This window comes from Mesorhizobium sp. M2D.F.Ca.ET.226.01.1.1 (genome assembly GCF_004022705.2).
Classification (GTDB): domain Bacteria; phylum Pseudomonadota; class Alphaproteobacteria; order Rhizobiales; family Rhizobiaceae; genus Mesorhizobium.
In genome coordinates this window covers 309,586-325,024 of sequence record NZ_RZOY02000001.1, presented here as the reverse complement: position 1 = coordinate 325,024, position 15,439 = coordinate 309,586, and the positions used below count along the sequence as shown (strand labels likewise).

Genomic DNA, 15,439 nt, shown 5'->3' with positions numbered 1-15,439 from the left:
TCGAGGTAGACGATCCCGCCTCTCTACAGTACGCGATTTTTCCGCTAGCGATGACGTCCGATTCTCAAGCGCCGATGCGGGAATCCCTTCTGCCGGGGAATCCAATTGCTCGCGACAGTTGCGCAGTAACCTCGACCAGATGGGCCCCCACGGACGGGATCGCATCGTCAACAACGCGGGTCGTCGGACCGGAGATGCTGATTGCTCCGATCGGTCGACCCGAGGCATCGAATATCGCTGCCCCGACGCACCTGCTGCCTATCGTGGCCTCTTCATTGTCCACGGCGTAACCAAGTTCGACGATCTCCGGCAATTCGGCCAGGACCTTGGCTGCGCTGGTCAATGTCCGCGGCGTGTAACGGTCAAAGCTACACCGCTGCAGCAAGCGGTTGGCCTCGTCGCGATCGAGCCACGCCAATATGCTTTTGGACAGGGATGACGCATGCCAGGGATTCACTGAACCAACCGCCCCGCCCTGCCTCAGCATCTGTGTTGTCTCGATACTGTCGACGACCACGACTTCCTGGCGGACTAGCAGTGCCAGGTTTATGGTTTCATTGAAGTGTTCATACAATTTCTGCAGATAAGGGCGAGCCACGGCGCGAATGTCACGGCGGTGCAACGCTTTCTGTCCCAGCATAAACAGGTCGATACCCAACGTGTAGCCATTTCCGTCGACACGCTCGATGACCCCATGGCCGACCAAGCTTGCCAGATATCGCAACGTCGTTGGTTTACCGAGGTCAACCTCCCTGGCGATCGCGGATAGAGACAATGGCCCTTCCGCCTTCTCAAGGACGCGCAGGATCGCCATCGTCCGATCAACAGCGTCGAAACGGACTTTCTCGGTCAAATTTTGTGATGGTTCTATCAACTAGCCAACTCCGAATGAGGCATGGGCAGACGCCAGCAAAATTGGCCGTTGCCTAAGTCAGCAAGCGCTCAATCAGAGATATTCAGTGCTGAAGCGGTCCCGCTGCCCCAATGCCCGAACGGGAAACCTCGACAATGGGTGAAGCGACTCGTATTTTACACCTGCCAAACAACGATATCACTCACCGAAACATCAGGCAACACAGTCGAACAAGAGTCGATGATCGTCTGACCACCACCTGACGCGCAGGGCGCCGGCCTTTTCCTTCTCTATCGTTTATCGCAGCGAGGCCGATTGCGCTTCAAGCCGAGGCGGCGTTCGAGAGACCCGCGAACTCGGCACTGTTACCGAATATCTGCTCAATCTGTTCAGGCAGCAGAACACCCTCGTCTTCAACGACCTGGCGCAAATTTCTCTTGCCAGCCAAAGCGCGCTTCGACAATTCGGCAGCCTTGCTGTAGCCGATGAGCTTCGCCAACGGCGTGGCCAAAGCAAGGGATTGGTCCAGCAAGGCTTTGCAGCGATCCTCATCGACTTCGATCCCGTCGATGCAGCGCTCTTTGAAAATCCGCATTCCTTTGGTCAACAACCGCATGGACTGCAGGATATTCAAGACGATCACCGGCTCCATCGCATTCAACTGGAGCTGCCCGGCGCTCGCGGCGAGCGTTATGGCAAGATCATTCCCAATGACCTGGAAACTGAGCTGATTCATCATCTCCGGAATGACCGGATTGATCTTGCCAGGCATGATGGAAGAGCCGGCCTGTACCGGCGGCAAACGAATCTCCCCAAGGCCGCCGAGCGGTCCGCTGCTCAGAAGACGCAGATCGTTGCAGATCTTGGTCAGCTTGACCGCAATGCGCTTCAGCATGCCTGAAAAGGAGACAAACCCGCCGGTGTCGGACGTTGCCTCGATAAAGTTGCGCGCGGCGATAAGCTGGATTCCGGATATCTGCGACAGATGACGGCAAACGATGCCGGGGAATTCGCGGGGCACGTTGATCGACGTGCCGATCGCCGATCCGCCGAGGTTGATTTCCAGCAACAACCTCGATGCCGATTGAAGCTGGATGATGTCCTCGTCGATCAGTTCGGCAAAGGCCCCGAACTCCTGCCCGACTGTCATCGGAACGGCATCCTGAAGCTGAGTTCTGCCGACCTTCAGAGCATTTGCGTGCTGCAGCGCTTTCGCGCGGAAGGCCTCACGCAAACCGACCTGTGCGGATACCAGCCCCTCGCAGGCTCGCAGCACAGTGAGGCGGATCGCGGTCGGATACACATCGTTGGTCGACTGGGAGAGGTTTACGTCGTCGTTGGGGTGGAGTCTCGTATAGTCGCCAACGGCTGCGCCGAGCTTGATCAAGGCCAGGTTCGTCACAACTTCGTTGACGTTCATGTTTGTCGAGGTACCGGCACCTCCCTGCATCATGTCGACTGGGAAGTTCTCTTCGATCCCCCTCAGCTCGATGATCTCGTCGCAGGCATTGGATATGGCTTCAGCCTTTTCGGGGGAAAGGAGTCCGAGCTCCCTGTTTGCAAGACAAGAGGCCTTTTTCACCATCGCCATCGACTGGACGAGCTCGGGGAAATCCTTGAGCCGCAGTCCCGAGACATCGAAGTTCTGCTCTGCCCGGCGGGTGTGCACGCCGTAGAGCACGTGGCCCGGGATATCCAGCGGACCGATCAGATCCGATTCGACGCGGTCGGCAAACATGATTGCAAAGTTCCTTCAGACAAAACCCTTGGCGTCACGAAAGCAGACCCGAGTGTCCGACAAGACCGTGAGATTGCCCCCTCACGACCGGCTGATGGACGCGCCAGCCTTTATGGCGAGCGCTGCGATGGTCAGTGCCGGGTTAACAGCCGCCGAGGTGGGAAGTATCGAGGCGTCCGTGACATAGAGGTTTTCGATTTCGTGAGAGCGGCACTCAGGCGACACAACCGATGTCTCCGGACTGTTTCCAAGTCGGGCAGTGCCGCACTGGTGTGAGGTCGTCTTTCTGCCGAAGGTTCGGGTAAGAACGATGGGGAAGCCCGCCCTTCGCATCACGCCTCGTGTCCTGCGGATCAGCAGCTCGTGCGCTCGCATGTTGCTGCGGACCCAATGCATGACGATGCGGTCATTCTGGACTGTGACCCGGCTCTCTGGGTTGGGCAGGTCCTCGCTCGTCAAGAACCAACCATAGCAATTGCGGGCTATGAGCCCCGCCAGCCAGCATGGCAGCAAGGGCGCGTTCGCCTTGAGGATGTTGCCTGTGATATGACCAAGCAATTGCACGTTGCCAAGCGGGAAACCGGTCTCCGGATCGGCATTGTAGAAATCGTTGAATGCTAGGGTCTTCTGGTAAACCGACGTATTGGCCGACCGCGGGTCGATCGCCAGCATTGCGGTGGTGTTGTGGTTCATGAAGTTGCGGCCGAGTTGGTCGGAGCCGTTGACCAGTCCACGCGGATGCGCAGCATTCGCCGAGCGCAGCAAGAGTGCCGCGCTCTGGACCGCGCCGGCCGCAACGGCGAAGATGCCAGCGCTAATCCGGCGCTCGACACCATCCTTCAAAAAAACTGCCGCAGTCACCTTGCGACCCGCCGGATCGGTTTCCAGCCGCACGACATTGGCCCCGGTCACGAGGCTGACGTTGCTGCTATCCAAAGCGGCTGTCAGTGGTCCAACCTCGGCGTCGATCTTGCCGAAACCCGTATTGGGAAACGCATCCCAACCGGTCTTGGCTCGGCGAAGCCACTCATTGATGTCGATAGCCAGGGGAAGGCTGGATGGGTGGATCCCCGCCTCCTTGAGGCGAGCGCGCACAGCCGCTATGGCCGGCTCGTCGGGTACCGGCGGAAAACGGTAAGCACTGATGCGCGGCGGCTCGGTGGGATCCTGCGAGGGGTCACCCCGCACCTTGAAAATCGCCTCGGCTCGCTCATACCAGGGCTCAAGCTCCTCGTAGGTGATCGGCCATCCAGGTGAGGCGCCGTCCATGTGGGGCCGGGGCGAGAAATCCTCAAGCCTGTAGCGGTACATGACCGCGCCGAAGAATTTGGAATTGCCTCCGACATAGTAGTAATTGCCAGGCAGGAAAGCCTGCCCATCGTCGCCGAGCCACTCTTCGGTCGAACGGTAGAAGCCCTCGAGGAATATAGCCCGGTCGTCGCGCGCCTGGGGCGCGTCGCGCAGGTGCTCGCCACGTTCCAGAATCACGATGCGCCTGCCGGTGCTGGCCAAGCTATAGGCCAGGGAAGCGCCTCCTATGCCCGACCCGATAATGACGATATCAGCTGTTTGATCCACGTCGATGCCTCAGTCTATGCGTTGCTCATTGTCGGCATCGAACAGCACGATCTTGCCAGTATCGACCGCGAGGGTCGCCGAAGTGCGGGCTGCCACGGCCCTTGGCGGCACCCGGGCCGTGACCTCGACCCCGCCTGCCTGGAACAAGGCGAGCGTATCGGGGCCCGTGGGCTCGACAACATCGATGTTTACCGTGAGCGCTTGCGAGGCTTGCTCGCCGGCGACGCTGAACAACTCCGGACGAATGCCCACCAGAATACTGCGCCCAGCGTATTTGGCTGCCGCCTGTGAAGATAAAGAAATGCCCGAGAGGCGGGCTGTCGCCGCGCCCGGGATGTCGATCGCCGCAACGGGCCTGCCGTCTTCAACCTCAAGGCGCGCCGGAATGATGTTCATCGATGGCGACCCGACGAACTTGGCCACATATACGTTCGCCGGCCGGTCGTAGACCGACTGCGGATCGTCAAGGTGCTGGACCACGCCATCCTTCATCACTGCGACGCGCGTGGCGAGCGTCATGGCCTCGATCTGGTCGTGGGTGACATATACGATGGTGGTTCCCAGTCGTGCGTGGAGGCGCTTGATCTCGGTGCGCATGTCGACACGCAACTTGGCGTCCAGATTGGACAAAGGTTCGTCGAACAAAAACAGCTTCGGTTGACGCACAATCGCGCGCCCCATCGCTACGCGCTGGCGCTGGCCGCCGGAAAGCTGCGAGGGCTTCCTGTCCAGAAGATGCGTCATCTGGAGCAGATCGGCCGCGGTCTTCACGGCTTTGTCGCGCTCGGCCTGCGACACTCTGCGTATCTTCATGCCGAACTCGATGTTCTGGCGCACGGTCATCGTGGGATAGAGCGCGTAGGACTGGAATACCATCGCGATATCCCGGTCTTTCGGCGAAAGATCGTTGACCACCTTGCCAGCAATACGGATCTCGCCGCCCGATATCTCTTCCAATCCCGCGATCATGTTGAGCAGCGTTGACTTGCCGCAGCCCGATGGGCCCAGCAGTACGAGGAAGTCACCGGTGCCGATGGAGATGCTGACTTCCTTCAGGACTTCGAGTTCACCATAGAGCTTACGGGCACGATCGATTTCGAGAGTTGACATAGCATCAGCCTTTCACGGCGCCGGCGGTAAGGCCGCGCACGAAATATCGTCCAGCGACGACGTAGACAAAGAGGGTCGGAAGCGCGGCGATCATGGCGGCAGCCATGTCGACGTTGTATTCCTTGCGACCCATCGAGACGTTGACGATGTTGTTGAGCGCTACGGTGATGGGTGCATTTTCGCCGGCGGTGAATGACGCCCCAAACAGGTAGTCGTTCCAGATCTGGGTGAACTGCCAGATACAGGACACGACGATTATCGGCAGCGCCGCCGGCAGCATGATTGATACGAAGATCCTGATGAACCCCGCACCGTCGATCTTCGCCGCTCTTACGAGTTCATCGGGAATGCTGACGAAATAATTGCGGAAAAACAGCGTGGTGAACGCAATCCCGTAGACTGTATGGACCAGCACGAGCCCTGGAAGAGACCCTGCCAGACCAAGGATTCCCAAAGTTTGCGCCATGGGAAGAATCACTGCCTGAAAAGGCAGGAAGCAACCGAACAACAGCAGCCCGAAAATCACGTTGGAGCCAGGAAACCGCCATTTGGTGATGACATAACCGTTGATCGCACCGATGCCGGTCGACATGATCACTGCCGGAATCGTCAACAGCAGCGAGTTGATGAAATAGGGTTTCAGCCCTTTGCAGGCCGTTCCGTTGCAAGCCTCGGACCAGGCGGTGCGCCAGGCGTCGAAGCTGATTTGCTGCGGCAGGCCGATGAAGGAACCGGCATAGATCTCATCAAGGTGTTTCACCGAAGTGGTGATCATCACCCATAGCGGCATCAGGTAGAACGCAGCCATGAAAAACAGACTGCCGTAGATGACGGCGCGACCGATCCGATGCTGCCGACGGAAGGACGCGGCTTTCGTGGCCAAGGGCGTGGAATTGCTAGCCAAGGACGCGGCATTACTGGCCATCGCGGGACTCCTTCAGCTCTGAATAGAGATACGGAACGATGATCGCGGCGACGGTCATCAGCATCATCATCGCGCTGGCTGCGCCAACGCCCATCTGGTCACGCCGGAAGGTGGCGGAGTACATGAAGGTGGAAGGCATCTCGGTGGCGGAGCCGGGGCCGGTGTTGGTTAGCGCCAGAATGAGATCGAAGCTCTTGATCGCAATGTAGCTGAGCAGAACGATCACGCTCAGGAAGGCCGGGCGCAGCATCGGCACGACGATTGTCCGATAGATCAGCGGCAGGCTTGCACCTTCGATCTGGGCGGCCTTGATGACCGAATTGTCGATGCCGCGCAGTCCGGCCAGGAAGATCGCCATGGCGAAGCCGGTCGATTGCCATACTGCGGCAATCACCACGCAATAGATCGCGAAAGTCGGCTGTGCGATCCAGTCAAACACAAAGCTGGTCCAGCCAAGGTCATTGACCACTTTCTGCACGCCCAGGGCGGGATTGAGAATCCATTTCCAGGCTGTGCCGGTGACGATGAACGACAGCGCCATCGGGTAAAGAAAAATCGCCCGCAATGTGCCTTCCACCCGGATCTTCTGATCGAGAAGGATTGCCATCAGCAGTCCGAGCCCCGTGGTCAGAGCCAGGAAGAGTGTTGAAAAGACGAAGAGATTGAACACGGCTGTGTGCCAGCGCGGCGTCGACCACAGGCGGACATACTGGTTGAGGCCGACGAAATCGTATTTCGGCACGATCATGGAAGATGAGAGCGAGATCCAACCCGTCCAGCAGATGAACAGGTAGACCGCAACCAGGACAACCAAGAGGCTGGGCGCCAGCACCAGCCGTGGCAGCCAATTCTCGATACGGTTCGATAAAGGGGTGGATCTGCTCATCGGCTTGCCCTCGGATTGGGTCAATGGAGCTGCTAGCAAGGCGCTGCCGGGACCTCATGGGAGGCATCGCCCCGGCAGCGAACGCACGCCTCAGCGTGCGTTGTTGATCCCGTCGACCAGGGATTTGACCGCGTCTTCCGCACTCATATCGGTGACGAAAAACTTGCCGACGACGTCCTGGAACACGCCCGAGAAGCGCGGCTCGACAGCAAAGCCGTCGGTGAGCGATCCGTAGATTGCGTTGTTCTTGATGGCAGCGACGCGATCCGAAAAGCTGCGCTTGGCGCAGTCGTCAAAGTCGTCCATCGGCACATCGAGACGAGCCGGGATCGAGCCTTTGATCAGATTGAACTTCTTCTGAACCTCGGGGTCCATGATCGCTTCCGCAACCGCGTCCTGCCCTTTTTCGATATCGGCATTTTTGATCTTGAAGCCGCCGAATGTATCGAACACGAACTTGTAGTTCGGCGTGGCGGTCGGCGTCGGAAAGCAGAGGAAATCGGCGCCCGGCTTCATCCCCTTGGCAAGGAATTCACCCTTCGCCCAATCGCCCATGATCTGCATGCCGGCCTGGCCGTTGGCGACCAGATTGGTCGCAGCCGCCCAGTCACGGCCGGTGAAACCGGCGTCATGCAATCCACGCACCTTGCCCAGAAGTTCAAACGTCTTGATCATCTCAGGGCTGGACAGCGCCGTTTCATCGAGATCGATGGCAGCTTTCTTGTAGAAATCCGGGCCGTTCACGTCGATGAGCATGGACTCGAACAGCTCTTCGATCTGCCAGCTCTCATCGCTCATCGCGATCGGCGTGACACCAATCGCCTTCAGCTTTTCGGCACTGGCAATCAGCTCGTCCCAGCTTGTGGGAATGGCGATCCCGGCCTTGTCGAAGACAGCCTTGTTCGCCCAAACCCAGTTCTGGCGATGCATGTTGATCGGGGTCGAGAAAAAGGTGTCATCCTGCTGCAGGAATTGCAGCATGACCGGCGGGAGGGCGTCTTTCCAGCCGTTCTTGGCGTAGAGGTCATTCAATGAACGAAGCACGCCTTCCTTGGCCCAGCCCAGTCCCTCGAAGCCGAGGAACTGCATGACGGCAGGCGGATTGCCGGCGGCAACGCGGGTGCGCAGTGCCTGCTGGGCATTGGCGCCATTGGCACCGCCAACCGCGCTATCCTGCCACTCGAAGCCCATGGTCTTGAGCTTGTCGGTAATCACTTTCAGGGCACCGACTTCACTCGCCGACGTCCAGACATGCAGGCCTTCGATTTTGGTTTGTGCCATTGCCTGGCCCGCGAAGGGCAGTCCCAGCGCGGCGGCGAGCAGGATTCTTTTGAATTTGGTCATCGTCATTCCCCTGTTGAGGTTGAAATGCCCGGTCGCATTTCGCTGTTATCGGGCGGGTTGGAGTCAGCTCGGATCAGCCGGCATGGCATAGCCGACGTTCTTTCTGCCGTAGCGGCGGACCCGGATGTTGGCTTGTTCGGCGTGCCCGGCGAACCCTTCCATCAGGCAGAGACGCGAGCCGTACTCTCCGATCAGGGCCGAGGCCTCGTCGGTCAGAATGCGCTGGTAGGTGCAGGTCTTGAGGAACTTGCCGACCCAGAGCCCGCCCGTGTAACGCGCGGCCTTGTTGGTCGGTAGCGTATGGTTGGTGCCGATGACCTTGTCGCCAAACGACACATTCGTGCGGGCACCGAGAAACAGCGCGCCATAGTTCTTCATCTTCTCAAGGAAGTAGTCCGGATCACGTGTCATGACCTGGACATGCTCGGAGGCGATGCGATCGGCCTCGGCCACCATCTCGTCGACCGTATCGCACAGGATGATCTCGCCGAAATCCTCCCACGCTTTGGCCGCGACAGCCGCAGTCGGCAGGATTTTGAGCAGCCGCTCGATTTCATCCAGCGTGTCGCGGGCTAGCTTCTCGGAATTGGTGATCAGCAAAGCGGGAGAATTTACGCCATGCTCGGCCTGGCCAAGCAGGTCGGTCGCCACGATCTCGCCGTCCACGCTGTCGTCGGCAATTACAAGGGTCTCGGTCGGGCCGGCGAAAAGGTCGATGCCGACCTTGCCGAACAGCAGCCGTTTGGCTTCTGCGACATAGGCATTGCCGGGGCCGGCCAGGATATCGACGGGAGCGATCGTCTCCGTGCCGTAGGCCATGGCGGCGATCGCCTGGACGCCGCCGAGACAGTAGATCTCGTCGGCACCAGCGAGCGCCTGGGCGGCGACGATCTTCTCGGCGATCTTGCCCTGAAACGGCGGGGCGCAGGTGATGACGCGCTCGCAGCCAGCCACTCGGGCGGTCAAGACGGTCATATGGGCGGATGCAAGCAGCGGATACTTCCCGCCCGGCACGTAGCATCCGACATTCTGGATCGGTACGTTCTTGTGGCCCAGGACAACTCCCGGCAGCGTTTCGATCTCCAGATCTAGAATGGTCTCGCGCTGGGCTTCGGCGAACCTGCGCACCTGGTCCTGCGCGAAATCGAGATCCTCGCGTTCGCGCTTGGTCAACGCGTTGATACATCCGTCGATCTCGGCCTTGGTCAGGCGATAGTCATCCCTGTCGAACTTGTCGAAGCGAACGGCCAATTCGCGCACCGCCTTGTCGCCGCCCTTCTCAATCTGGGCCAGCAAGGCCTGAACCGTCGCGGTGACGGCCGGCTGGCCATCGTCAGCGACATTGCCTTTGGCGGGCTTGAAGGTGCGTATCATGGCAATATCTCTTGCTTTGCGTACGCGCGTGCGCGCCGCACTACCGAACGTGATGGTTGGCGATGTGGGAGGGCGCTCGCCGCCCTCCTGCTTGCTAGAGGTGCTGCTCGCGTGCGCGCATCTCGGCGTATCCGGCCTGTTCTTTTTCGTAGTAAGCAGGCGACGGGAAATCCCACCAGCCGGTCGCGAACGGTCCCGCCGCGTCGCGTGAGACAATGACCTCGACAAGAGCCGGGCCGCCGCATTCCAAGGCTGCCTTCAAGCTGCTTTCAAGGTCTTCATCCTTCTCGACTTTCCAGGCCTCGAGCCCGAAGGCGCGGGCGGAAGCCGTGATATCGGCAGAGTAAGGCTGGCCGTTGCCGGAGTGATGGGTAAATTCAGAAGCGATGTGGCGTCCCATGAACTTGCGCTGGCCACCACGGATCGACATGTAGCCGGAGTTGTTCAACACAAGGAACACCACATTGATGCCGTTCATAACGGCAGTGCCCATTTCGGGCAGCGACATCATGAAGTCGCCGTCGCCAACGATCGCCACGACCTGACGATCCGGGCATGCGAGCTTGGCGCCCAACGCTGCCGGGACCGCCCAGCCCATCGGCGAATAGGAGCCGGAAGTCAGATGGGTGCGAGGCTCGTAGACCGGGAAGCTTTGCTTCACCGAACCCTGGGTGTTGCCCGAACCCACAACCACGATACCATTGCGGTCGAGGACCTTGCGCAAAGCGACCAGCGGACGCTGTGATGTGAAGGGCGTTTCGCGGCTGTTTTCGCGCGGCGACACCTGGGCGATCCAGTCGGCCTTCGCCTTCTGGACGTCGGCCAGAAACGTTTCGCGTTTGGCCAGGGCCTTCTTGGCATCCGCCTCCGAGATCAACGCCAGGATTGCCTCCAACGCCACCTTTGCGTCGGAAACGATGCCGACCTCGGTCGGATAGGTTTTGCCGATCTCGCGCGGGTCAAGATCGATGTGGATCAGCTTGCCCGGGGGGATCGAGAACGAGACGCCCTTGGCGTAGGAGGACGCCGACCAATCTGTGAAGCGGCAGCCGACAGAGATCACGACGTCAGCGGATGCGGTGATCTTGTTGCCACATGTTGTGCCGGTCTGGCCGACCGCGCCGATGAAGAGCTCATGATCTTCCGAGATGGCGCCCTTGCCGTTCCAGGTGATCGAAACTGCCGCGCCGAGCCGCTCGGCCAAACGGGTCAATTCGTTTGAAGCGTTGGCTGTGATGGCGCCGCCACCGGCGACGATGACCGGCCGTTCGGCGTTCAACAGAAGCTTTACCGCGGCCTCGATCGCGCTCGGGTCCGGGTAGGTCACACCGATCGGCAGGCGCTTGTCCAGCGGATGAATGCTGACTTCCGCCGCTTCGACCTGCACGTCCATCGGCACCTCGACATGCACGGGGCCCGGACGGCCGGTAAGCATCTCGTTGAAGGCGCGATGCATGATGGTCGGCAGAACCTGCACGGATTGCGCCTGCCAGGCGCGTTTGGTCACCTGCTCGGTGATGCGCGCAAAGGCGTTGTCCTGCTGGCGCTCGATCTCCTGCATGGTGCCATGGCCATGCATGTAGGTCTGCGGCGAGCCCGACACATAGAACAGTGAAGTTGAGTCACAGTAGGCTGTCGCAAGACCAATGATCGTGTTGGTAGCGCCGGGTCCGACCGACGTCGAACATGCCATGGGCTTGCCGCTGGCGCGGAAATAGCCGTCCGCCATGTGGACAGCGCTCTGTTCATGCATGACCTGGATAAAGGGCAGCTGCGAGCCTTCCTCGAGAAAAGCATCGAACAGGGCCCAGATGCCATGTCCAGGTACGCCAGCCACATATTCGACGCCATATTCCTTGAGCGCTCTTGCGACGATCTGCCCACCGGTCAGTTTCATTGTTCGACCCTCTTATCTTTTGGCTGACGAGGCGGTTGCGAGATATGCCCTCGTCCATGCTCTTAGTAAGCAGCTATGGATCGCCCGCGACAAGTTCGCAGGGTAGGATTATTCGAAGCAATGTGGCGCGCTATCCGAGAAGAGTTGCGACAGTAGAGGTTGTCCATTTCCGGCCGCCGATGGGCGAAATATGCCGAGGCGGGCTCCAGTCAAGCGCAAAGACGCATCCGGTTTCCAGAAGATTTTCGACGCGATGTAGCGCGATAAGTGCTGCAAATCGCGCAAGAATTCGCACTATCGCGCAATTCCGCCTCAACATGGCGTATGGCTTGCTTGCTGGTAGTGTCAACCACTTTGCAAAGGTGGACCTCATGTCGAAGAGCAATCAGATTGTCCTGCATGCACTCGTGGCGCGATATGGCACGCTTGCGCTTGACCTCGATATCGCACATGAGATCGGTTTCGACGGGCTGGAAGCCTCCGGCGCCAAGATTCGGGCTTTCCTGGACGCTGGTTTCAGCCCGCAGGACCTGCGCCACTTAGTCGGTGAGACCTTCATTCCGGGCGTTGGATTTCTTCTCGATGTGGAACGCTACGGCGACGCCCGAAAGGACTTGCTGAAAGACGCCGAAGCGTTGACGAACCTTGCCTCGGCGGTTGGATCAAAGGGCATTCAGGTCATTACGGGTCCAATCAGCCTCGACGCTCTCGATCCCAGCAGCGTTACTCGGCGACCCGATCTCTACCGAGGCGTTGTCGGCCTGCCGATAGAAGAGCAGATCGACATCACGGCGTCTGGATTGGCCGCGGTCGCCGACATTGCCGCCCAGCGCAACCTGGTCATCTACCACGAAGCGCTGTCCTGGACGCCGCTCAACACGCTTGACAGGCAGCTTCGTACGATCAGGAAAGCAGCGCGCGACAACATACGTCTCGTCGTCGACTTCTGGCATTGTTACACCTCAGGCGATGGCCCCGAACAAATCTCGCTATTGGACAAGGATTTGATTTACGGCGTGCACATCTGCGACTCACGGCCGTTTGCGGGCGGAGTTCCCAACGAGCCTGTTCTCCGTGATGTCGAAACTGGCAAGGGCGTGTTGAACCTGAGAGAGTGGGTGGCTGCAGTGAAATCGACCGGCTACGATGGCTGGTGGAGTTGCGAGCTGTTTTGCAACAGGCAGCATCAGATGAACAGCTACGATGTCGCTCGTGATCTCAAAACGCTCATGCAGGATCTTGTTGTAGGTTCTTAGGTCGTCGATCGTCGAGGCTTCGATTAGACCGTCCTATGCGCAGTGAATCATCGTGCCCTGCTCGCTAAACAATTCGAGGGTGTCGGCATTTAGCTGGCCCCCTACGACCAAATGGTCGATCTCTCCAGGTCCCGAAACTTGAAAGGGCGCGACCCTCGACATGCTGTCGACGGTAGCCAAAACCACCCGAGCGGCACTTCGCCGGCACATCACGCGTTTGATTTCAGCGTCGGCAAGATCGAATGCGGTCAATCCGACCGCAGCATGCACCGCGCAATCACTGACAAGGAAGACGTCGGCGTTAAACTGCTCCAATTGCGAAAGGGCGGCAGCTCCAAGACAGCATCTTTTGCCGTGGTCGTACAGGCCGCCCACAAGAACGACGCCGGCTTGACGATGCCCTTCCAGTGCAGCCGCGACATTTGGGGAATTTGTTACAATCGTCAAAGACAGGTGGCGGGGTAAAGCGGCGGCGAAAGCAACGCTGAGGGCTGCGTGGTCCATCATAATCGTCGCGTTCGGTTGAACGAGCTTCGCTGCGGCGGCAGCCAGCCGCGAGAGATCCGTGGTCGAGGTCCTCAACCGCTCAGGCCCGGCTTTGGCCTCCGATGCCTTCGCCAACGCTCCGCCATAGACCCTGCGGCAAAGTCCGGCTCTGGCAAGATCGCGCAGGTCGCGGCGCACAGTGTCTTCAGAGACACGGAACTCGAGCGCAAGCGCTTTGGCCAGGACCCTGCCATGCTCGGCCAACCTGTCGCGAATGACGGCCTGGCGTTCTTCTGTAAGCATATCCAGAAATCCTTAGGACGAACCTGGGCGACTTTCTGTTCGGGGAATGCAAATCGGATATAGATCCCAAGCGCCCCACGCCGCAATGTCGTCGTGAACCGACCTATGACATGAGCGCGCGCGGGACGACGCTCGATGCTGCCGACGAGCCGAATGAACTTCAGGATCGGCAGGACTGATTCTCAGCTCATCGTGTCGGTCGCCGCTGCTGCCTGCAGGAGATGCCTGCGCGTTTGGTGTGTTGTCGAGCCAGCATGATGCCGTTGCGGCGATCGCAAAGGAGCGCTCGGCTCTCATTCGATTGATCGAACTGCGTATTCGATCGCATCACTGTGCGTCACTGATTGGCGACGTGCGAACTTGTCGCTCTTTTCACGGAGTGGAAGGATGCCTTCAATCGTCTCGGTGCAGCCGCCGCCAATTGAACGGATTCGGTGCCGGTCTACCGGTTCTCCCGGTCAGCCCAGAACCGGGCCGGAACGCGCAAGGGTATCCATGAACCTTCTCACAGACGACATCCCCGGCAGACGTCGCCTTCGCGCGGGCATGGTGGGAGGAGGGCGAGGTTCCTTTTTTGCAAGCCGGCATAGAACTGCCATGCGGCTAACCAATCGGTTCGAATTGGTCGCAGGCTCGTTCTCGTCCGACCGACAAACCAGCATTGAAGCCGGCGAGGCGCTTGGGGTGGCTCGGGACCGCACCTACCCCAGCTTCACTGACATGGCAGCCGCTGAAGCGGCACGAGATGACGGCATCGAAGTCGCGATCATCGTAACGCCCAACCATCTTCATTTCGAGCCATGCAAATCCTTTCTCGAGGCGGGTATCCCTGTCATCTGCGAAAAGCCGCTGGTCCACTCATCGGAGCAGGCGCGCGAGCTCCAACGGATCGCGGCCGCAAACGAGACGTTCTTTGCCGTGACATACACCTACACAGGCTATCCGATGGTTCGAGATGCTCGCGCTCGCATTCGCGCGGGCGAGATCGGGCAGGTTCGCTTCATGCATGTGGAGTATCTCCTGGAATGGCTGGTCAACGACCCCTCGAAACTGGGCAAAGGCGGGATATGGCGCGGCGACCCCGAAAGGGCGGGGCCGACGGGCGCGCTGGGGGACATCGGAACACACGCCTTTAACATCCTCGAATTTGTTTCTGGTCTCCGGTGCACCGCACTCAACGCCAATTTGCTGCAAACCGTCGACTCCTTCGGCCTGGACGACACCGATGTCGTTCAGCTCGAATTCGAGGGCGGCGCCAACGGTGTGTTGTGGTCCTCTTTTGCCGCTCCAGGCCACCGCAACGGCCTGCGTTTCAAGATCGTCGGCTCCAAGGCCACTCTCGAGTGGCGTCAGGAGGCACCGGAGACGCTAACAATGTCCCGGCTCGGCGAAAGCGACCTTACCTATCGTCGAGGCCACGCCGACATCTCCTCGGACGCGAAACTTGCGACCAGTCTGCCGGCGGGGTCTCCTGAAGGCTACCTCGAGGCCCTTGCGGTCCTGTACAGCGACTATGCGACGGCGCTGGAGGCCGGCCGAAACTGGCGAGAAGTGCTCCCCGTGCCGATCCCGGATGTGTACGAAGGGCTGCGGGGCGTTCTGCTGTCCGAGATCAGCGTCAGATCTTCAGCTTCGAAGTCATGGGTTTCGTTCCCCCGCTCCTGAGCAGGCTAGCCGTCAACACTGTGA

12 protein-coding genes are annotated in these 15,439 nt (G+C 59.6%); 2 read left to right on the top strand and 10 right to left on the bottom strand.

The annotated features are described in order from the left end of the window. Positions 1-64 precede the first annotated feature (64 nt). From EN869_RS01540 to EN869_RS01500, 9 genes are all read right to left on the bottom strand, one after another. On the bottom strand, positions 65-853 hold the full coding sequence (locus EN869_RS01540) for an IclR family transcriptional regulator (protein WP_245489507.1): 789 nt from the start codon (positions 851-853) through the stop codon (positions 65-67). A 322-nt stretch (positions 854-1,175) separates the two neighbouring features. Next, positions 1,176-2,591, bottom strand: a complete 1,416-nt coding sequence (locus EN869_RS01535; protein ID WP_127227961.1) for an aspartate ammonia-lyase — start codon at positions 2,589-2,591, stop codon at positions 1,176-1,178. A gap of 81 nt (positions 2,592-2,672) precedes the next feature. Next, entirely contained in the window at positions 2,673-4,169 is a 1,497-nt protein-coding gene (locus EN869_RS01530) for a GMC family oxidoreductase (protein ID WP_127227962.1), read from the bottom strand. Positions 4,170-4,178: 9 nt separating this feature from the next. Further along, entirely contained in the window at positions 4,179-5,279 is a 1,101-nt protein-coding gene (gene ugpC, locus EN869_RS01525; protein WP_127227963.1) for a sn-glycerol-3-phosphate ABC transporter ATP-binding protein UgpC, read from the bottom strand. Between the two features lie 4 nt (positions 5,280-5,283). Then, positions 5,284-6,204: a carbohydrate ABC transporter permease gene (locus EN869_RS01520; protein ID WP_245482196.1), complete on the bottom strand. Its 921-nt coding sequence runs from the start codon at positions 6,202-6,204 to the stop codon at positions 5,284-5,286. Further along, positions 6,194-7,090: a sugar ABC transporter permease gene (locus tag EN869_RS01515; RefSeq protein ID WP_127227964.1), complete on the bottom strand. Its 897-nt coding sequence runs from the start codon at positions 7,088-7,090 to the stop codon at positions 6,194-6,196. The genes EN869_RS01520 and EN869_RS01515 overlap by 11 nt, the downstream gene beginning before the upstream one ends. A 90-nt stretch (positions 7,091-7,180) precedes the next feature. After that, positions 7,181-8,434, bottom strand: a complete 1,254-nt coding sequence (locus EN869_RS01510) for an ABC transporter substrate-binding protein (RefSeq protein WP_167506975.1) — start codon at positions 8,432-8,434, stop codon at positions 7,181-7,183. Between the two features lie 63 nt (positions 8,435-8,497). Next, positions 8,498-9,808, bottom strand: coding sequence for a histidinol dehydrogenase (hisD, locus tag EN869_RS01505; RefSeq protein WP_127227966.1), 1,311 nt, complete (start codon positions 9,806-9,808; stop codon positions 8,498-8,500). Between the two features lie 94 nt (positions 9,809-9,902). Next, the gene (locus EN869_RS01500) at positions 9,903-11,705 is read right to left on the bottom strand and encodes a thiamine pyrophosphate-binding protein (RefSeq protein WP_127227967.1); all 1,803 of its coding nucleotides are present in this window, start codon (positions 11,703-11,705) and stop codon (positions 9,903-9,905) included. Between the two features lie 371 nt (positions 11,706-12,076). Here EN869_RS01500 and EN869_RS01495 point away from each other — a divergent pair, with 371 nt between their 5' ends. Then, the gene (locus EN869_RS01495; protein WP_127227968.1) at positions 12,077-12,961 is read left to right on the top strand and encodes a sugar phosphate isomerase/epimerase family protein; all 885 of its coding nucleotides are present in this window, start codon (positions 12,077-12,079) and stop codon (positions 12,959-12,961) included. 33 nt (positions 12,962-12,994) lie between these two features. Here EN869_RS01495 and EN869_RS01490 read toward each other — a convergent pair whose 3' ends face one another. After that, on the bottom strand, positions 12,995-13,750 hold the full coding sequence (locus EN869_RS01490) for a DeoR/GlpR family DNA-binding transcription regulator (RefSeq protein WP_127227969.1): 756 nt from the start codon (positions 13,748-13,750) through the stop codon (positions 12,995-12,997). 387 nt (positions 13,751-14,137) lie between these two features. Here EN869_RS01490 and EN869_RS01485 point away from each other — a divergent pair, with 387 nt between their 5' ends. Beyond that, positions 14,138-15,415 carry a Gfo/Idh/MocA family oxidoreductase gene (locus EN869_RS01485; RefSeq protein WP_348630845.1) on the top strand — a complete coding sequence of 426 codons (1,278 nt, stop codon included), beginning with the start codon at positions 14,138-14,140 and terminating at the stop codon, positions 15,413-15,415. Positions 15,416-15,439: the final 24 nt, after the last annotated feature.